The organism is Paenibacillus sp. J31P190, from assembly GCF_059692075.1.
On record NZ_JCAUAS010000007.1, the window covers coordinates 210,551 to 230,449 of the forward strand.

Below are 19,899 nucleotides of genomic sequence, written 5' to 3' on the forward strand. Positions count from 1 at the left end.
TTACTTAATATAATTCTATAGTTAGAATAGAGCGGATTCGGGACTGAGTTTCTTGGCTAGCTGGTTAATGGTAACGACGAGAATGAATCCAACCAGAGACTGAAAGAAACCAACGGCAGCAGCCATGCTCATATCGCCCAAGTCCATAAGTGCACGGAATACAAACGTATCAATGACGTCGGTTGTCGGATACAAGGCCACATTGCGTCCCACCAATGCATAGATCATTCCGAAATCTCCGTAAAAAATTCCGCCCATAGCCAAGAGAACCATCAGAATTACAGTCGGCTTCAGAAGCGGCAGTGTAATGAACCGGATCTTATCCCACCGGGTTGCGCCGTCAATGGATGCGGATTCATACACTTCCGGATTGATTCCAGTTATTGTAGCTAGATAAACAATTGAGCCAAAACCAGCTCCCTGCCAAATCTTTAAAAGAACCAAAAGCAGCGGCCAATAGGCGGGTTCACTGTACAACGATAAGGGGCTTATTCCGAAAACTCCAAGAAATTTGTTGATCATGCCGGTATCTGCGGAAAACAACGAGACGGAAAACATAGCAATGACCGTCCATGACAAAAAGTTCGGCAATGTAACCAATGTTTGACTGATACGTTTGAACCATTTCCCCGATATTTCGGAGAACATAACTGCTATCGCCACCGATGCAATTGTTCCGCAAAGGATAAACAGTGAGTTTAGAAACAGCGTATTAAAGATAACCTTTAACGTATCATTGGATTCGATGAAAAATCGGAAATTACGCAACCCTACAAACTCACTTCCAGTAATCCCTTTAATCGGATTGAAGTTTTGGAAAGCAATCACGATCCCGCCCATTGGCAAATAGGAAAATACAAAAATAACTAACATTCCGGGTAAAGCCATTAGATACAACAAATAATTTTTTTTCATTTCTTGGAGAAAACCTATTTTATTTTTTCGCTTTACGCTAGATTGAAGTGAAACACTACTCTCCATTTTGATAACCTCCTATGCTGTTGGGGATGACTTTTTTGTCTGTTTGATGGTTTCCCTCGTGTAATTCAACTATATCATCGACATTGAAATCCATGAATGCGTTATTCTTTAGGTCGATGTGCATATTTTTTTGGAGAAAATGCGCATGATATTTAATATGATCACCTATGTTGTTCTTTAAGTTCGAATACGGTAATCGCATAGTTTAATAAAACAAAAATAAACAAAAATAAACAAAAATAAACCGGCACTCCTAACGGAGTCCCGGTCCTTATTCAACTTATCCAACCTCTCTCAACCGCCCATCCCGAAAATACACAACCCGCTTCGCCTCCTGAGCAATGGCCTGATCATGCGTAATCAAGACAATCGTCCTTCCCTGCTTATTCAATCTTTTGAAAATATCCAATATCTCTGTGCCTGTCTGGGAGTCCAGCGCCCCCGTAGGTTCATCTGCCAAAATGATCGACGGATCTCCTGCCAATGTTCGCGCAATAGCAACACGCTGCTGCTGTCCACCAGATAACTCCAATGGAAAATGCTTCTTGCGATCCAGCAAGTCCACCGATTCAAGGGCATCTAAAACGAGTGGCTCTCTTTCCTTTTTGCTCAGTCCCCGATAAATCAAAGGCAACTCCACATTCTCAAAAGCATTTAATCTCGGCAGCAGGTTAAAACTCTGAAAAACAAATCCAATCTTCTGATTACGAATCTCAGCAAGCTGAGAATCCTTAAGCACGTTTATCGCTTCACCATCTAAGTCATAAATACCTTTATCAACAATATCCAAACACCCGATGATGTTCATTAGTGTGGATTTGCCGGAACCTGACGGTCCCATGATGGCCACGAACTCTCCATGATCAATATCTAACGAGACATCATCTAATGCTTTAATCGTTTCCTCGCCCATCGTATAGTATTTACTGGCTTTCTCGATATGGATTAACGTCATAACCTTCACCTCCATTACTTGCACAGGGTCCAAATAAATGAAGTATCTGATTCAAATCCCTACCGTTTCGCCTTATAGAACTCATGATAAAGCTTCATCAGCGCCCGCTTCTCAATCCGCGACACGTAAGAACGACTGATACCCAGCTCCTTCGCAATCTCCCGCTGCGTTCGCTCTTCCCCGCCTAATTCCAACCCAAATCGCCCAACCACAACTTCCTTCTCGCGATCGTCCAATATCTCCAGATTACGATAGATTTTGCTCTTCTCTATCTTGAGCTGCACCTTATCCACGACATAATCCGCTTCCGTCCCGAGGATGTCGATCAACGTGATCTCATTCCCCTCTTTGTCCGTTCCGATGGGATCATGCAAGAACACATCTTTCCGAGTCTTCTTCAGCGAGCGTAGATGCATAAGGATCTCATTCTCAATACAGTGAGCGGCGAAAGTAGCGAGCTTGGTCCCTTTGTTCGGCGAAAATGACTCGATCGCTTTGATCAATCCGATCGTACAAATCGAGATTAAATCCTCGAGATCTTCTCCTGTATTGTCGAATTTTTTGACGTTATGAACACGAAGCAACGTAAATTTTCTGTAGAAATGCCACATAGCGAAACAAAAAGCTGTCTCCCGACAATCGATTCATTGAGGAGTAGGGACGCTGAATAAGTGCAAGGGAAGAGTATGTTCGAATTGCCGCATATCTGGAAGGAGGTTTTGCGGCTTTCTCTCAGCCGTTTCACCTCGAGACGGAAAACAAGCCTATTCCGCGAGTGACCACGGATTAAGCTTACTTCCTATCTGCCGATCAACAATAATAACCAGCAAAGCTCCTAATTAGAGCTGTCCCCACGCAAGACGTCACGCGCAGCCGCAGCTGCTTGGTACGAATCGTATCGAATCTGTCGATTTTTTTGTGGCCTATGGCGCTTCCTTTGACCAGCTCCACCCATTGCCCTTGCTGCTCAGCCTCGAGCACGTATGTACGAACGCGCTCGCCATCGGCAATCGCTTCCATTAAAATGACGTGATTGACATCTGTTTCCGCCTCAAACGATAGTAGTACTGTTTTACCCTCACCATCCGTCTGGGCAATCGGGTTTGAGAATCTTCGCTTGATTTCGTCAGTGAATTCAATCAGTCGATTAACGTCCACCTCATCCAAGAGTCCCCGATTATCGGGGGCTAAATTAAGCAAAAGCGTACTGCCATGTCCAACTGAGCGATAATAAATATCGAGTAAGTTATCCAGGGAGCGAAGCGTGTGTTCATCATTCGGATGCCAGAACCAGCGATCCTTGCGGATCGGCACATCACACTCAGCTGGCACCCACGCTGGAGTTTCTGGCAGCCATGTCAACATATCGTTGGTATACATGCTGAGCTTAGCCCACTCCGCCGTGTTATAGCACGGATATGGTGCAATCCCATCTTCATTGCCTACCCACCGAATGGTTGGCACTCCCATATTGAAGACCATCGCATCTGGCTGATATTGGTTCACTAATCCGATGATACGTCTCCAATCATATTCCCTGCCATGAGAACCAGCGCCGTCGAACCAAACTTCAATTAGCGGCCCGTACTGCGTAAGCAGTTCGGTAAGCTGAGCAGTGTAGAAATCGTCATAAGCTTCCTTATCCTGGTAACAAGGCTCATGTCGGTCCCACGGCGATAAATATAAACCAAAACGGATGCCCTCCTGCTTGCACGCTTCAGAAACCTCTCGAACAACATCGCCTTGTCCATCTCTCCAAGGGCTCGATTTTACGGAATAATCGGTCGTTTTCGTCGGCCATAAACAGAAGCCATCATGGTGCTTAGCGGTTAAAATCAAATACGCAAACCCCGCTTTTTTCGCTGTGCGAACCCACTGTAGAGCATCGAACTGTGTCGGGTTAAACAACTCAGGCGAATCGGCACCTACTCCCCACTCCTGATCGCAAAAGGTATTGATTCCAAAATGACAAAACATTCCGAGTTCCATATCCTGCCATCGAAGCTGCTGCTCCGTCGGCTTCGCTAATTTAATGAGATTCATCGTCGTTATTAGTCCCTTTCAATAGATGTCATTTATTTACCTACTGCTGCCTTCGCATCCGACCAAGCCTTTTGCCACCAAGCAAATGATTTTTCGACTCCAGCCTTTTTCAGACTGTCAATTAAAGCTTGCTTAGCAGCTTCGAATTCGCCTTCGTTGTTCGAGTTCAAGACAACTTTTGGAATTCCCTTGATAATAATATCGTCCAACTGTGCGTTAAGACGCTTCATATTGTCATCCGGCTGGGCAATAGCAGACAACCAAGAATTGTTGAAACTGCTTTGATTTTTTAGTTTTCCTTGCTCAACCATTTTTTTCATAATTTCCGCAGGATAGGCAACCCCATAATGGTTGGAATAATCTTTTTGCAAAGCATTCAATCGCGATGCGAATACTTCAGAAGTGTTAAACAAACCAACGATTCCGCCATCTTTCGTGGGAGCAAATTTACTAAGACCCTGTTGGTTATTGGAACCGCCAATCCCAATTTTCTTCCAGACATCTCCACCTTCACTGGACAGTTTTAATGTCTCCGCTTTTAATTGCGGCTTTCCGTTCACCAAATCCCAATGTACGCCCTCTATTCCGCTGGACAATAAACGTGAACCCTTTTCTGAGTTTAGAAAGTTGATTAAGTCCATCGCACGTTCTGGATTTTTGGAATTCTTCGAAATGGCGAATGCGCGCCCATCCCATCCGGTCGGATTCGCAGCACCCTGCCAAACATAACCAAAATTAAGCGGAATGGCGATATAGCCTTTATCCGGACCTTCCTTTGCCAAATTAGTGTTAGCATCGCCAGAACCCATTGGGCTAAATAAAATTTGACTATTCGTAATTTTGGTTTCAAAATCGCTTACTTTATTGGTGAACGTATCCGGATCGAGAATCCCCTTTTGTTTCGCCTTGTAGAAGAACGCTGCCGTCTTCCAAAGCGGGCTGTCCGGGTTCGCGTAGTTATCGATCAAATCACCCGACACATTGGGAATAGCGCTCCAAGAGGACATGTTTACGTAACCGTAAGGAAGCGCCATTGGCATGGTCAGCCCCCAAGCTCCCCAATCGTTCCAAGTGCTGACACCATAGACAGGCTTGCCGTCTGCTGTTTTCGGATGCTTCTTCACCATTTGCTCGAGCACATTCAACATATCGTCTTCGTTGTTAATTTGCGGATAGCCAAGCTCTTTGTAGTAGTCCCAACGTGTTGTCCACCCGATTCCTTGCTCCTGCCCATACCCGTCGGGACCAACATGACCGCCCGGTATGAAATACAGCTTGCCGGTGCCATTACTCCAGAATTTACGGCTAAAATCAAGCCCTGGCTGGAAAGTTGATGTCATGACATCTTTTCCATTGGTCTTTACCAACTCGTCCAATGGAAGCAGTAAATTGCCATCGATCATTTGCTTGTAATTGCTGCTATCTACTTGAATGACATCGGGCAAGTCTCCGCCTGCCAACTGCACTTTAAATTTATTCGGGTCATAGGCTTCGATTTTAAATGTGATTCCGGTTTGTTTGACGATTTCTTTATACACATCGGTTTGTTCAAAATCTTTATTTGCATCTTTTAACACAGTCTTAATCGTGACCGATTTTATAGCGGAGTCTTTCTCATTACTCGTTTGTGCTGCCCCCTCGGACTTTGGCTCTTTCGCTGGCTCCTCGGTTTTGCTTGTACAACCAGTCATCAGCATCATTGTTGCCAGTGCAACGCTGATCGCTCCATTCCAACCTTTTTTGTATGCCAAAATGAATTCCTCCCTTTTAACTATGTTTCATTTTCTATGATGAACATCCTTCCATGGACAGGATGCAGCATCCAACTGTGCATAATCAGCTAGCCCTTGATGGCCCCAAGCATAATGCCTTTAACAAAATATCGCTGCAAAAATGGATACACCAGCATGATCGGAATGGTGACAATCATCGTAATTGTCATTTTTATAGATTCAGGCGTTAGCCTCTTCACACTGTGGCTCACATCATTCAAGTTAATATTGTTGCTATTGGCCAGAAGTTGCGCATCATTCAAGTAGTTATATAAAACCATTTGAAGCGTTTGCAGATGCTCATTGGACACCAGAAAATAGTTATCCGTCCAGGAGTTCCATTGGCTTACTGCCGAAAACACAGCTATTGTCGCAACGATTGGCATCGATAAAGGGAATATAATTTTTTGATAAATAGTGAAATAGCTTGCGCCGTCCAGCATAGCGGATTCTTCCAAACTTACTGGCAATTGTTCAATAAAAGTTTTGAGCAGAACGATATAGAACGCTGCCACAGCCGACGGTAAAATATATAAAAGAAAATTATTTTGCAGGCCGAACGTCTTCATCGTGATATACCAAGGTATTAATCCCGCATTGAAATACATCGTAATGACAATATACCGATAGATAAATTTACGAAAATATAGTTCTTTCTTCGTAACGATATACGCGCATAAAGAACTGCAAAAAACAGTGATTAAGGTTCCAAATATCGTTCGCAAAATCGAAATCGCAAAAGCCCAGGAGATATTATTCAATTGCATAATTTGTTTATAGTTTTGAAAAGTAGGGTTAACCGGAAGCAAGTACACACCCTTGATTGCTTCTTGTGGAGCGCTGAATGAATAAATCAAAATGTAGTAAAATGGATATAAGCATAGAAGCACAAAAACAATTTGTATGAAATAGTTCAGAAACTCAAAAATTGGATTGCTGACTTTAGTCAAAGTTATTCACCTCCAAATGCAAGTTCATTAAATAATAGATTGGCCACGCACTTTCTTGGACAAATAATTAACACTAAATAATAAGGTAATGCTTACGATCGATTTCGCGATGCTAATTGCCGTCCCAAAGGAGACATCGTTCGTCGCTATCCCAATTCGGTACACGTAGTAATCTAATGTTTCAATTCGATCGGCGATTAGTGGATTGTAAAAAACAAAATATTGTTCAAATCCGACCGATAAGATATTTGCTATGTTCAAGATCAGTAGAACAAAGAAGGTAGGGATTAACCCGGGTATCGTGATGTGGAAAATCGATCGATATCGCCCCGCCCCGTCAACCTTGGCGGCATCATAAAGCTCGGAGTCAATTCCTGCGATCGCAGCCAAATAGATAATAGCGCTCCAGCCAAGCGATTTCCATACGCCAAGAGCTGTTTGAAACAGCCATGTACCTTCTGAACTGCTTAATATTTGCGTAGGCTTATCGATCCAATGCAACTTTAGCAATAGTTGGTTTACGACACCGTCGGTCGTAAAAAAGGCAACAACGATGGAATAAACAATAATCCAACTGACGAAATTCGGTAAGGTTGTAGCCGTTTGCACAAATTTTTTAAATGATTTGCTGCGAAGCTCATTCAACAAAATGGCGAACACGACCGGAAGCGGTGAAAATAAAATACCGAGAAAGCTCAAAGCGAACGTATTTCGAAGTACACGTACCAGTTCGCCGCCTTGCTCAACAATCATTAAACGGAAGTATTTAAGCCCTACAAAGGATGAGTGCATTAATCCGAGTCCCGGTTTGTAATCAACAAAAGCATATGACCACCCAAATAGTGGAATGTAACTGAAAATAAACAGTAAGATCAGAAATGGAAGTATCATCAACAATAGCGATAACCGATTCCAATTTATTTTTTTGTATAATGGCATTCTCCTAATCACCCTATGTCCTTTCTTTGATTTAAATTAATCATATATGGAATGGAGTGCTCGAAAAATGTACAATTCTACGATATTTGGACTCCTTCATAAGGAAGCGATACCAGAACCTCCGTCCCTTCTCCTAATACACTATTTACATATAAGCCATAACGTTCACCAAAGTGAAGTTGGATCCGTTTGTTCACATTTAATAAACCTACGGATTGCTTTACGTCATCGTCATTTCGCAATCCCGTGCGAATATACGCATTAATTCTTCTAACTTCCATTTCCTCCATGCCTATACCGTTGTCCCGGATAGCAAATTGCAGCGTTCCTCGGTCTTCCATAACTGTAATTCGAATCATTCCTTTTTTCATTCTTCCATGAAGCAAAGCATTCTCAATGATGGGCTGGAGCATCAATCGCGGAGTACTGCAGTTCAAATATGGATCCATACGATCAATTTCAAAGTTTATTTCCTCACCGAAGCGGTAATTCATAATATTAATGTAGTCCCTAACATAGGATAGTTCTTCTTTTATTGTGCAAATAGGTGTTGTTTCCGAGTAAATAGGCCGCAGTAGATTACCTAAACTGGTAACACATTTCCGAATATTGTCTGCTTCAATAACCACGGCCATCCATTTTATCGTATTCAGCGTGTTATATAGAAAATGTGGGTTGATCTGTGCCCGCAGCATTTCTAATTCTAATCGACGTTTTTCCAATTCATCCGTTTCGCTCTTACGCATAAAGAATACGATGTTGTCTGACATGGCATTGAATTGATCAATCACATAGCGAATTTCCTGGTCTGCAACCGGTTGAAGCTTAAGCCCAAGATTTCCTCTCCCGAGCTGCTTCATCCCTTTAACAAGCTCTTTCAGCGGTTTCATAACACGATTAATCCAAAAAGAGGTAGATAACGTCATCAGGATAATTGAAATAACGAACATAAGGATGAAAAACTGTTTCATCGCGCCTATATCCTTTAAATATTCCGCTTCAGGCACCTCACTGCACAAATACCAGCCAGTTTCACTCATACGGTAATAAATGACCAACTCTTGATTGTCGTTTCGTGTTGCCGAAAAGCTCCCAAAACTGCTTTGATCATGAAATTCATTAAAATAGGGATGCGGTTTACCAATGTCAGAAGGATCTATACTGGATATAATCCGACCCGCATCATCAACAATAGCCATCTTACTATTGGCAGAGTTCTGCAAGGCGCTATAGATGGAACTTAATTTGTCTTCCTTAACATTTACCACCATAGTTGCGCTCATCTTAGAAGCATCAATTGGTTTCACGCCTCGGATTGCTGTGATGATATAAGCTTGATCTGACAGTGAGGCTTTGTCTTGGATGCGCAAAAAATCGCTGGATACATGTCCTCCACTCCAAAACATTGCCGGAAATTTTTCTTTAGCGAATGCGTACAAATCAGATTGGTAGAAAGGATACGTTTTGTTGGGGTCGTCAATACTTTGATTTTTCTGCCAAGTACCTCCAACGACCTTCCCGTTATCGCCGAATATATAGATGGAGTCTAAGAAGTCATAGTTTGCATAATATTCCATAGCTCGGTCTGTAATATCTTTTTGTAAGCCAAGGAAATCCGGTTTGGAAAGTGGCTCCCACAGAAGTATTCTTTGAACTCGGTCATCTAATAAAAATGTTTTTGAGAGCTGATCGACTTCGTTCATAAAATTCTGTACGTTATTTTCCGTTTGCCTAAACTGCCGGAAAGTCGTATCCTGTGTTCGATTTTTAATCAAATCCACCGTTTTTGAATAGCTGTAATAGGAAAAGCTGGCTAGCACGATGCAAGTAATACACAATAATGTCATGACTAATCTTACACGGATTGAGTACCACAGGCTGTCCGGTCCTTTAATCTTTTGCCACCAATGGGCCATTTCCCCCAGTCCTTTCGTCCGTAATTCTCATTTTTCGGAACTCATTTGGCCTGACGCCGGTCTTATTTTTAAATGCGCGACTAAAATAGCTGTCATCGGAAAACCCTGTAAGTTCAGCGATCTCGTACGATTTTAATTGGGTATTCAGGAGCAGTTCCTTGGCGTTGTCAATTCTCACTTTTGTGAGATAATCAGTGAAGGTAAGATTAAGCTCCTTGCGAAAAAGAGCGCTTAAATAGTTAGGAGTAACCTGCAGAGTTTCCGCAAGCTCCGAAATTGAGCAGTTCTCGCGATAATGGGATTGTATATATTTAATAGCTTTTCCTACTTCTTTGCTAAGTTGGCGACTGGACTGATTCCAGTGCTCAATATCAGCAAACAAACGATGAACCGTCAGAATACAATCATCTAATGTTTCACATCGAGTGACAGTCTCGACTGCAAGCGAAACAGAATCTAACGCCTCAGATTCACCTAAACGTAATGGGATATGATCGATATGCAGCAATCGAACGAATAATTGAACCCACAACTTCGGATCCATCACCTCATTTTCAAAAAAGGACTGCACAATTGCTTTTCGCTCCGCATGTTTTTCCGGCAATACCGTTTCCCAGATAAGCAAGAGTTCATCGATTTTCACTTGAGACTGACGATGAATTCGTGTCCAATTGTGTTCCTCTTTAAATAAGCATTTACCTACTCCCAAGAAATACTTCCAGCTAACGGCGTCTGCAGCCTCAGAAAGTAATGACTTTAAGTCGGTATAACGATTACCCAATCGGCTAATTCCGAAAGTTACAGAAACGTTAAAGTAACGGTTCAGTACACTCCGTATCTGATCCATCAGAGCCAGCAACGTCTCCCGAAGATTTTTTTGACTATGGACATCTGAAAAACTAAGTAGGAATACATATCGGTCCTCTTTTTCAGCAACGACTTCGCCACGGTTCCATTGGGTCAACAGTTCATTTAAGACATTCAATATCGTGTAACGAATCAGTTCCCCTTTTTTGTCTTGAAATTTGGCTTGCGTATGACCGAAATTGTTAATCTCCATCATGGCCACTAGCAAACTTTCAGAAGACAGGCGTATTTTTTGCTTAAAAACTAGACTGGAAAATTCCTCTTCCGAATATAGAGGGTAGAACAGATAATTTCTAATGATGTTTTCCTTAACCAAATCCGGATTATGTATGATTCCTTTCGTTTCCTGAAGCCGCTGTTGGGCTTTACATTCCTCCGAAACCCTAACAAGTACCTCTTCAATTTCTTCTGGTTCCATTGTTAATTTTAATATATAATTCGTTACACCGAATCGCATCGCTTTTTGTACTAATGCAAATTCTTCAAGACAAGAAAGAATGACAATTCGCGTTCTTTCATCGATGCGACGTATGTTTTCAATTAATTCCATCCCAGTCATTACTGGCATGTTTAAATCTGTAATAATAATATCCGGTTTCATCTTCACATACAGATCCCAGGCTTCCTGCCCATTCGACACATCCGCACAAACCATCATACCGAACTTTTCCCAATTCACAGAATTTTTAAAGCCTATACGAACAAACATCTCATCTTCCACAATCAGCACCTTTAACATAGCTAACCCTCCTCATTATCCATAGTATATTGGATGTTCATTGAAAATAAAATAATAAGCCGGAACCCCTTATTTACCAAGGAGGCCCGGTTTTTCGAATTTAAATCACCAAATTGGCATTTCTTCCTGGCATCATTATTTATCGGATGAATGTTGAGAAACTAAAACGGTAGCTGCTTGAGTCGTTGTGTTTCCTGTAATGTCAGCAGCCGTTCTTGCTCCCAGTTTCATAATATCGTCGGTATTACGTTGCCGCCATTCATAGGAATAAATGCTCCCGAATACGCACGATTCAAACTGGCTGATGTAGTCTTATATGCGAATTTCCGCAAGTGTAGCCTCATCCAAAATCTGATCGACGACCGGCAGTACGCTTTTAGTTGCATGTCAAATACGATCCGTCTTCAACTAATCTGCCCGTTCGTTGAGCGATTTTATTATCTCGGAAACTTGTCAATGTTTACAGTTTAATCGCTTACAAATATAATAGGTCATGAAATAAGTCCATCAATCTAGAGGAGGAAATTCATTATGGAGAACCCTTTTTATCATAGGTTATCCCCAGCCCCAAAACACGGCGGCTTTCATATGGAGGATTATTACATTTGGTGCGGTTCTGCGATTCAAGGAGAAGACTGCAAGTATCATTTATTTGCATCGAGATGGCGCAAAGAACTTGGTTTTGACCCGCATTGGTTATTTAATTGCGAAATTGTAAGAGCTGTAAGCGACACGCCGGAAGGCCCGTATCAATTCGAGGAGGTTATCTTCGATAAACGGGATCGTTCTTACTTTGATGCACTTAACCAGCATAACCCATCTATTAAATATTGGAATGGCACTTATTATCTCTATTATTTCGGAACGACTTATGGCGGACCCATACCGTCAGCGGGTGACACGGTTTCCTCGGGGCGTGCGCTTGAGGTTTGGAATCGAAAAAGGATTGGGCTGGCCACCAGCAAGTCCATCTATGGACCTTGGAAGCGTCGGGACACTCCACTTCTGGAGCCAAGAGAACCAGGCCATTGGGATTGCACCATTACCACGAATCCCTCGGCTGCTATTCTTCCGGACGGAACGACTTTTATGATATACAAATCGCGCGAATACGCGGGTGCGACTTTACAGCTCGGCATTGCGAAAGCGCCTCAACCCGACGGACCATTCGAACGGCTGAGCGATTCGCCGATATTCCGCTTTGACAACGACGATTTCCACGTAGAGGATCCGTATCTTTGGTATGAGGACGGACGGTTTCATGTCCTGATGAAGGATGATTATAAGAACGACAGCGGCGGTCTTACGGGTGAGTGGGGAGCGGGAGTGTACGCGACAAGCGAGGATTGCATCCATTGGGATCTGCATTCTAATCCTTTGTCCTATACTCGCAGCGTGACATGGGATGACGGGACAACGAGCGTGCAATGTAATTTGGAGCGGCCTAATCTCTTATTCCATGACGGGAAGCCGACGCATCTGTTTCTAGCAACAGGAAATGGTGAGAAGCCGTGGGGGTTTGACGGTGTAACCTGGAATATAGTTATTCCTTTAAAGTAAGGATTCGTTAACAATCCAGCAATCTCCATTTGACCATGAATCACAAGTCCCAACCCTTGAGAATCAACGATATAATAGCAATATCGCCGCCACCTCTGGTTCACCGCATTCCGGGCTGGATTTTGCCTGCAGGCCCTTTGGATTCTCTCACGAGAGACACCCTGCCAATCCTAACCCTGCTGGATTAGGACCTCTACTTCGGCTACGGCACTTTAAAGGGTAAAGTTACCGAGTGGATTTGAACCACTTAGATTGTGCGACTGTGAGGCGCACAAACAAACCGGAACCCCTTGTATGGAGTTCCGGTCTTATAAACACTAAACAACTTCATTCAACCGCCCATCCCGAAACCTCACAATCCGCTTCGCCTGCTGGGCAATAAATAAGTCATGAGTAATCAAAATAATCGTCCGACCTTGTGCATTTAATCTCTTTAATATGTTTAAAATCTCCACACCTGTCTTCGAATCTAAAGCTCCCGTAGGTTCATCCGCCAAAATAATTGCTGGATCTCCTGCCAATGTTCGCGCAATAGCAACACGTTGCTGCTGTCCACCAGATAGCTCTGATGGAAAATGCATCTTTCGATCCAACAAGTCCACCGATTCTAGTGCATGTAAAACGAGCGGCTCTCTTTCCTTTTTGCTCAGTCCCCGATAGATCAAAGGCAACTCCACATTCTCATAGGCACTTAATCTCGGCAGCAAGTTGAAGCTTTGAAAAACGAAGCCAATCTTCTGATTACGAATCTCAGCAAGCCCAGAATCCTTAAGTACGTTTATTGCTTGACCATCCAGATCATAGATACCTTTATCTACAATATCCAAACACCCGATGATGTTCATCAGCGTGGATTTGCCGGAACCTGACGGTCCCATAATGGCTACGAACTCTCCATGATCAATATCTAACGAGACATCATCTAACGCTTTAATCGTTTCCTCGCCCATCGTATAGTATTTACTGGCATTCTCGATATGAATTAACGTCATAACCTTCACCTCCATTACTTGCACTAAGTCCAAATAAAAGAAGTATTTGATTTATAACCCTTACCGTTTTGCCTTATAAAACTCATGATAAAGCTTCATCAGCGCCCGCTTCTCAATCCTCGAAACATAGGAGCGGCTAATGCCGAGCTCCTTCGCAATCTCACGCTGCGTCCGCTCTTCCCCGCCAAGCTCCAGCCCAAACCGGCCAACGACGACTTCCTTCTCGCGATCGTCCAAGATTTCTAAGTTCCGATATATTTTACTCTTCTCTATCTTCAATTGCACCTTATCCACGACATCATCCGCTTCTGTCCCGAGGATGTCGATCAATGTAATTTCGTTCCCCTCTTTATCCGTTCCGATGGGATCATGCAAGGATACATCTTTGCGCGTTTTCTTCAACGAGCGAAGATGCATTAGTATTTCATTTTCGATACAACGCGCTGCGAAAGTCGCCAGCTTCGTCCCTTTGTTCGGCGAAAACGACTCGATAGCTTTGATCAAACCGATCGTCCCAATCGAGATCAAATCCTCCAAATCTTCTCCTGTATTGTCGAATTTTTTGAGGTTGTGAACACGAAGCAACGTAAATCCTGTCCACAAATATCCGGTAGTGGAACAAAGAACTGCCACCCGGCAGCTCTTTCGATGTTGAACTATCGTTCTCCGTTTGAATTCCTGTAGATGGATTATTTTCAGCTTTGTAAAAAAACGAGCGCCTCTGGCGGCGTGGAGAATGCGTGCAGTAGATAGGAACATATGGGAGTTAATGCCTTCCTTCCAATTCCGCATGCCTTCATGTTGCCAAACACTAACTAAACGTCCCCCTTCTCTTCCAGACTCCTCCCACTCGTCAAGGGGCGGCAGCGGCTCCATTAAACCGATTACACTACGAATTTCCGCGATACGAAAATTGTTTAAACAACGCCTTACCATGCTGTTGATACAATACACCACGAGCAAAGATTCCTACACGCGGAGCCGTGAAACAATTGAATCTGGCAAAATGCTCCGGATACAGAAATTCCGCAGAGACGGACAATTCCAGCTCCCTATACTCCACACCTTCAACAGATATGGCGAAAGTGAACTGCCGACTCTCTGCATCAAGCTGGGTTCTCAGCCATAAGTCCACTCCCGGTTCCATATCAAGCTTCTCCCGATACAGCATATGTCGAAGGCATTTCTCCGAGCGATCAATCTGTACATAGAGTCCATCATCCTCCTGCTTCTCGTGCAACCGGGCGGCATCAAACTTTTGTCCTGCGGTTTGACCGATTCCATAACGGACACTAAAAAGCAGCATGGCATCCATGTCGCGGTACAGGAACAGCCCTGCTTCGTCGCCCAACGACTGGGGTACAAAAGAAAGCTGTGTGTGCGCCTCAAAACAGAAATGCTCCCATCGGCGAGTCAGGAGAAGGGTCGACCCGGGAACATATAACGGGTAAGGTGCGCATTCCAGCTCAAGCCCGTTTCCCGTTAACGTATAGCTTCCTTCCAATGGGTGACGCACCCACTCCCAAACTGGAGACAACGCTGGTTCGTCGAAACGGTCTGTTTCGGCCTCAACCAAGATGGGTTCCTGCCCGCTTTCGAGCAGCACATGCACCCGCTCCTGCGGGCTTCCCCCGTCTCCAACCTCAAACCAGCCATCGTCTGTCCAACGAACCGATTCAAGGTAAGTCTCACGCCCTAAAGGCGTACTGCCATTTGGAGTCAACGGACGTCCTCCAAGGTGCAGCATCCACCAGTTCCCTTTCGTATCCTCCACCAGCTTACCGTGGCCTGCCTTCTGCAGAGGCTTGCTAGGATCCGTCTGTGTTAGCACTGGATTGTGTGGGCATGGTTCGTAAGGTCCCCAAATCGAACAGCTGCGGGCCAGTGTTTCCATGTGTCCAAAGCGCGTCCCTCCCTCGGCCAGCATCAGATAGTAATAGCCATGGCGCTTGACGATATGCGGACCTTCAGGGTTGTTACCTCCAGTCCCCGGCCACACCTGCTTGGCATCTCCAATAAGCCTGGACCCATCGGGATGAAGCTCCTGCAGCCAACCTCCGCCAAAGGCGAGGTAACGACGACCGTCATCGTCGTGAAATATGGATGGGTCTATAAAGTGATGATTTAGTACCACGCCTTCGGAATAAGGCCCTTCCGGTCGTTCTGCTGTGAACAGCAGGTTTGTGCAACGCGGTTGGCCGTGAAAAAAAGGAACGACCACCCAAAACTTCCCGTCAGCATATGAAATATCTGGTGCGAATACGCCATGTGAATCTGGTACCCCGGTCAAGTCAATTTGGCTGCGTCGAGTAATGACGTGACCAATGGGGCGCCAATGTATCACATCACGGGAATGGTGCACCATGACGCCGGGAAAATATTGAAAGGTAGAGGTAACAACATAATAATCTTCACCCACCCGAACTACCGAGGGATCTGGATGATCCCCTGGAAGCACTGGATTGAGAACGGAATGAACGATATGCTCAACCATCTTCTGATCGTCACCGCTTTCTGCTTTTATCGTTTCAGGTATCGGTCATAAGAGGCTTGTTGGATTTTCAAGACTGCATCAATGCCCATTTTATCAATCTGTTTGACATAATCGTCAAACTTGCTGATCGGCTCCGAGCCAATAATGAACTTGTTCATCATCTCGTCTTTATAAGTCGTAATCTCTGTAAATTTGGAGTTAAGAATATCACGCTCCTGCTGCTTGAAGGACAAGGCAACCGGATACTTAGGTTTAATAAAAGGCGTAATCGAATCACGGACCTGAGCCAGCTTAGGTGAAACCATTGCGTTCTCGTAACGAATGTCCCATTGATAAGCAAACTCCCGGTGTCCAAGCTCATACATTTTGATCAGAGGTGCATTATTTTTATCCTTCATCACGAGATCCGTGTATTTCGGTTCATTATTTTCCATCGTATACGTTTCGCCGAGCTTACCGAAATTCATCGCCAGCTGTCCTTCAGGACTGTAAAACCAATCCTGTACCTTGGCAATTTCGGTTTTGAATTTCGATTTGGAGCTGATGCAAAAACCGTTCTTGATCAGGTTTTGCTGACTTTTGGTAAATGGAGCAATCCCTGTTGGGCCTTGGAGCGGTGTCAAACCAGTTAAGTTGACCTTCGGATTGGCCTTGCCAACCAGCTTCTCAAGAGCCTCGAGTCGTGGGAATGAATCAAAGGTAGCACCCGATACTTCATTCGTGAATCTGGACTCCCAGACCTTTTGATCATTCGTTATATACTCCTTATCTATCAGGCCTTCCTTGTACAGCTTGGCTGTATATTCAAGCGCATCCTTTAATTTGGCATTGGTGTACGTGTATTTCACCTGACCGTTTTCCACATAAAAATCCTCTTCAAACGATACGCCAAAAGGCTCGATGAATGGCAGCAAACCCTTGATTTTACTTTTTGTTGTGAAAGGAATTTCATCATTCTTGCCATTTCCATTCGGATCTTTTTCTTTAAATGCCTTCAGTACCTGGTACATTTCTTCGGTTGTCTTCGGTGCCTTCAACCCGAGTTTATCCAGCCAGTCCTGACGGAAGATTTGCAGGTTGATCGTTTTGACGGCAGAGATTTGAGGGAAAAAGTAAATGTTCCCGTCATCGGATTTGATATCCTTCAAGATCGCTGGATTTTGCTCGATAATCTTTTTAAAATTAGGCATATACTGCTCGATCAGCTTGTTCAACGGTTCAAATACGCCATTCTCCCCGCCTTTATTTAATAAATCCAGTGGTGCCTCCATAAGATCTGGCAGCGTCCCGCCCGCCAGGGTCAAATTGAACTTTTCGATGTAATCGTTGACGTCTGCAGGTGCCTTCAGCCATTTAAAATTGACGTTGGTTTTTTCGGAAATCGGCTTCATCCATAGTAGTTCATTGGACTCCACTGATTCAGGTCTCGGCCTCATATAGACACTAACCTCGATTTGCTTATCCAGGATCTTTCCATTCGCATTAACAGGCTTACTCGCCTCGCCTGTCTTGACCTCCGGAGTCGCCACTGACTTCTCTGGCCCGCCTGTTTGGCATCCAGCCAATGTAACTGATACCAATATTACGCCGGTTATCCCTTTCATCCATCTTGCTTTTTTCATGATGACGCCTCCTATAAATTTGTGTTTTAACCTTTAATAGATCCCATCATCGACCCTTGGACAAAGTATTTTTGAATGAAAGGATACACAATAAGAATGGGTAGTGTCGCTACAACCAAAGTCGCATACTTAATCGATTCGCTTAACAGGTTCTTGTCGTCAAAAACATCAACCAAAACCTGATCCGTCTGATTTTGAATTACGATCGCCCGAAGCAGGATTTGCACCGGAAACAGTTTCTCATCATTCAAATAAATCATAGCTGGGAAAAAGCTGTTCCATTCGTTCACCGCATAGAATAAGCCAATCGTCACCAAAGACGGAAGCGCCAACGGCAAAATAATTTTGACCAGTGTTTGTACCATCGAGCACCCGTCTATCTTGGCGGCGTCCTCCAGCTCGACAGGAATTTGCTCAAAAAATGTTCGCTGGATAAATACATAAAAGGAAGTCACCGCTGCCGGAATGACGATGGCCCATATGGAATTCCGCATCCCGAGGGCATTCACGACGAGAAAGGTGGGAATTAATCCACCTCCGAAGAGCATCGGAATCAGTACGATCGTGGTCATTAATTTACGGCCCGGCAAGTCCCGTCTGGACATCGGATAGGCGGCACATACCGTTAACACCAGGCTTATTGCCGTTCCAATCGCCGTATATAGGATCGTATTCAAATAGGATCTTCCAAGCATCGGAAACTCAAGCACTCTTTTGTAAGCCTCTAATTGGAATCCCATCGGTATAATACCTATTCTCCCCTGCTGAATGTACAATTGCTCGCTCAATGAGGCGGACACGACATAAAGAAACGGGTACAAGGTCATCACGACAACTAACCCCAGAACCAATACATTGATGAAACTGAAAGCCAATCCTCCAAGCGTCATACGCCGGAAAGCCATACCATTTCCTCCTTAGCGCTTTCTGTGTGGAAAGCCTGCTTCTTTGTTGGCTTACAAATCACCACAAACTCGTTTCCGAGTACTTTTTGGCCAGTTTATTGGCGATTACGATCAGAATCAGCCCCATGACCGACTGAAACAGTCCGACTGCAGATGCGAAGCTGTAGTTAGCATCCAATATTCCCCTCCGGTATACATAGGTACCGATGACATCTGCAGTCAGGTACGTATTCGGGTTGTACAAAAGCACGATTAATTCGTAACCGATCTCCAGCATATGACCGATTTTCAGTAACAGCATAATAATAATCGTAGGAGCGATACCCGGAAGCGTAATATGCCAGGTCTGATGCCAACGGTTCGCGCCGTCCACTCTTGCAGCTTCATACAATTCCGTATTGATGCCCGTTAAAGTGGCAAAGTACAGGATTGCCGACCATCCGAGTGTTTTCCACAGATCCATAAAGGTAAAGATTCCCCAGAAATAATTCGGATCCAGTAAAAAATTCGTCCGTTCCACACCGAATTGCACTAAAATATTGTTGATTAATCCTACGCTGGGCGAAAGAAAGGTTACCGCCATACTCGCTACAATAACCGTCGAAACAAAATGAGGCAAATAACTGATCGTTTGTACCATGCGTTTGATCAGCGAGTTCCGAACCTCATTTAATAAAAGGGCAAAAATAATCGGTGCATGAAATACAAACACCAAGCTCAGAAGGTTGATCATCAGTGTATTGCGCAGCAACCTACCAAAATAAACAGAGTTAAAAAAATCGATAAAATGCTTAAATCCAGCCCATTCACTCCTAAGAATCCCCTTGTAAATATTGTAGTCCATCATAGAGATCACGACGGCCATGACTACAGGTACATATCTGAAGATTAGGTAATAAATCAGCGGTAGCAGGAACATCAGATAGTACGGCAGGACTTTTTTGAAAGTGCTTCGTCTGCTTGATGTTTTCTTATATCCTGCACTTATGGATGACGGGCTCGCAGCAGCTATAGTTTGCTTAGCCAATGAGTAAGACTCTCCTCTCAACGTTTCGTGTACTTCGCTTGCCTACTCAATGTATCCCCTTACATGAATTTCGTATATCGATAATTCTTTAGAAACATCTACTTTTTTCATGATCATTGCAAAAACCGCCAGGAATC

The 19,899-nt window shown here is 44.0% G+C and carries 16 protein-coding genes; 1 reads left to right on the forward strand and 15 read right to left on the reverse strand.

The window, feature by feature from the left end; all coding sequences use genetic code 11:
• Positions 1–21: 21 nt before the first annotated feature.
• The 9 genes from AC58U0_RS15625 to AC58U0_RS15665 form a co-directional block, all read right to left on the reverse strand.
• Positions 22–981: an ABC transporter permease gene (locus AC58U0_RS15625; RefSeq protein WP_497379857.1), complete on the reverse strand. Its 960-nt coding sequence runs from the start codon at positions 979–981 to the stop codon at positions 22–24.
• Between the two features lie 280 nt (positions 982–1,261).
• Positions 1,262–1,936 (reverse strand): ABC transporter ATP-binding protein, encoded by a 675-nt coding sequence (locus AC58U0_RS15630; RefSeq protein WP_497379858.1) that lies wholly within the window; start codon positions 1,934–1,936, stop codon positions 1,262–1,264.
• A 59-nt stretch (positions 1,937–1,995) separates the two neighbouring features.
• Positions 1,996–2,547, reverse strand: a complete 552-nt coding sequence (gene sigK, locus AC58U0_RS15635) for an RNA polymerase sporulation sigma factor SigK (protein WP_497379859.1) — start codon at positions 2,545–2,547, stop codon at positions 1,996–1,998.
• Positions 2,548–2,746: 199 nt separating this feature from the next.
• Positions 2,747–3,979 (reverse strand): alpha-L-fucosidase, encoded by a 1,233-nt coding sequence (locus AC58U0_RS15640; RefSeq protein ID WP_497379860.1) that lies wholly within the window; start codon positions 3,977–3,979, stop codon positions 2,747–2,749.
• Positions 3,980–4,011: 32 nt separating this feature from the next.
• On the reverse strand, positions 4,012–5,730 hold the full coding sequence (locus AC58U0_RS15645) for an extracellular solute-binding protein (RefSeq protein WP_497379861.1): 1,719 nt from the start codon (positions 5,728–5,730) through the stop codon (positions 4,012–4,014).
• A gap of 89 nt (positions 5,731–5,819) precedes the next feature.
• A complete protein-coding gene (locus AC58U0_RS15650) occupies positions 5,820–6,701 on the reverse strand; it encodes a carbohydrate ABC transporter permease (RefSeq protein ID WP_497379862.1) in 882 nt (293 codons plus the stop codon).
• Between the two features lie 27 nt (positions 6,702–6,728).
• The gene (locus tag AC58U0_RS15655) at positions 6,729–7,640 is read right to left on the reverse strand and encodes an ABC transporter permease (protein ID WP_497379863.1); all 912 of its coding nucleotides are present in this window, start codon (positions 7,638–7,640) and stop codon (positions 6,729–6,731) included.
• A gap of 77 nt (positions 7,641–7,717) precedes the next feature.
• Positions 7,718–9,556: a cache domain-containing sensor histidine kinase gene (locus tag AC58U0_RS15660; RefSeq protein ID WP_497379865.1), complete on the reverse strand. Its 1,839-nt coding sequence runs from the start codon at positions 9,554–9,556 to the stop codon at positions 7,718–7,720.
• The gene (locus AC58U0_RS15665) at positions 9,531–11,162 is read right to left on the reverse strand and encodes a helix-turn-helix domain-containing protein (RefSeq protein ID WP_497379866.1); all 1,632 of its coding nucleotides are present in this window, start codon (positions 11,160–11,162) and stop codon (positions 9,531–9,533) included. Before AC58U0_RS15665 ends, AC58U0_RS15660 begins: the two co-directional genes overlap by 26 nt.
• 531 nt (positions 11,163–11,693) lie before the next feature.
• Between AC58U0_RS15665 and AC58U0_RS15670 the strand changes: the two genes are divergently transcribed.
• On the forward strand, positions 11,694–12,722 hold the full coding sequence (locus AC58U0_RS15670) for a glycoside hydrolase family protein (RefSeq protein ID WP_497379867.1): 1,029 nt from the start codon (positions 11,694–11,696) through the stop codon (positions 12,720–12,722).
• Positions 12,723–13,039: 317 nt separating this feature from the next.
• On the opposite strand, the gene AC58U0_RS15675 is transcribed toward AC58U0_RS15670, so the two are convergent.
• The 6 genes from AC58U0_RS15675 to AC58U0_RS15700 are packed head-to-tail and all read right to left on the reverse strand — an operon-like array spanning position 13,040 to position 19,762.
• The gene (locus AC58U0_RS15675) at positions 13,040–13,714 is read right to left on the reverse strand and encodes an ABC transporter ATP-binding protein (protein WP_497379868.1); all 675 of its coding nucleotides are present in this window, start codon (positions 13,712–13,714) and stop codon (positions 13,040–13,042) included.
• Positions 13,715–13,774: 60 nt separating this feature from the next.
• On the reverse strand, positions 13,775–14,650 hold the full coding sequence (gene sigK / locus AC58U0_RS15680) for an RNA polymerase sporulation sigma factor SigK (protein WP_497379870.1): 876 nt from the start codon (positions 14,648–14,650) through the stop codon (positions 13,775–13,777).
• Positions 14,604–16,208, reverse strand: a complete 1,605-nt coding sequence (locus AC58U0_RS15685; protein ID WP_497379871.1) for a glycoside hydrolase family 43 protein — start codon at positions 16,206–16,208, stop codon at positions 14,604–14,606. The genes sigK (AC58U0_RS15680) and AC58U0_RS15685 overlap by 47 nt, the downstream gene beginning before the upstream one ends.
• Positions 16,209–16,234: 26 nt before the next feature.
• Entirely contained in the window at positions 16,235–17,830 is a 1,596-nt protein-coding gene (locus AC58U0_RS15690) for an extracellular solute-binding protein (protein WP_497379872.1), read from the reverse strand.
• A gap of 26 nt (positions 17,831–17,856) precedes the next feature.
• The gene (locus tag AC58U0_RS15695; protein ID WP_497379874.1) at positions 17,857–18,735 is read right to left on the reverse strand and encodes a carbohydrate ABC transporter permease; all 879 of its coding nucleotides are present in this window, start codon (positions 18,733–18,735) and stop codon (positions 17,857–17,859) included.
• 58 nt (positions 18,736–18,793) lie between these two features.
• Positions 18,794–19,762 carry an ABC transporter permease gene (locus AC58U0_RS15700; RefSeq protein ID WP_497379876.1) on the reverse strand — a complete coding sequence of 323 codons (969 nt, stop codon included), beginning with the start codon at positions 19,760–19,762 and terminating at the stop codon, positions 18,794–18,796.
• Between the last annotated feature and the right edge of the window lie 137 nt (positions 19,763–19,899).

Coding starts and splice junctions, on each gene's coding strand:
- AC58U0_RS15625 (WP_497379857.1), bottom strand. CDS start 981: ATGGAGAGTAGTGTTTCACTTCAATCTAGCGTAAAGCGAAAAAATAAA.
- AC58U0_RS15630 (WP_497379858.1), bottom strand. CDS start 1,936: ATGACGTTAATCCATATCGAGAAAGCCAGTAAATACTATACGATGGGC.
- sigK (WP_497379859.1), bottom strand. CDS start 2,547: ATGTGGCATTTCTACAGAAAATTTACGTTGCTTCGTGTTCATAACGTC.
- AC58U0_RS15640 (WP_497379860.1), bottom strand. CDS start 3,979: ATGAATCTCATTAAATTAGCGAAGCCGACGGAGCAGCAGCTTCGATGG.
- AC58U0_RS15655 (WP_497379863.1), bottom strand. CDS start 7,640: ATGCCATTATACAAAAAAATAAATTGGAATCGGTTATCGCTATTGTTG.
- AC58U0_RS15660 (WP_497379865.1), bottom strand. CDS start 9,556: ATGGCCCATTGGTGGCAAAAGATTAAAGGACCGGACAGCCTGTGGTAC.
- AC58U0_RS15665 (WP_497379866.1), bottom strand. CDS start 11,162: ATGTTAAAGGTGCTGATTGTGGAAGATGAGATGTTTGTTCGTATAGGC.
- AC58U0_RS15670 (WP_497379867.1), top strand. CDS start 11,694: ATGGAGAACCCTTTTTATCATAGGTTATCCCCAGCCCCAAAACACGGC.
- AC58U0_RS15675 (WP_497379868.1), bottom strand. CDS start 13,714: ATGACGTTAATTCATATCGAGAATGCCAGTAAATACTATACGATGGGC.
- sigK (WP_497379870.1), bottom strand. CDS start 14,650: ATGGTAAGGCGTTGTTTAAACAATTTTCGTATCGCGGAAATTCGTAGT.
- AC58U0_RS15685 (WP_497379871.1), bottom strand. CDS start 16,208: ATGGTTGAGCATATCGTTCATTCCGTTCTCAATCCAGTGCTTCCAGGG.
- AC58U0_RS15690 (WP_497379872.1), bottom strand. CDS start 17,830: ATGAAAAAAGCAAGATGGATGAAAGGGATAACCGGCGTAATATTGGTA.
- AC58U0_RS15695 (WP_497379874.1), bottom strand. CDS start 18,735: ATGGCTTTCCGGCGTATGACGCTTGGAGGATTGGCTTTCAGTTTCATC.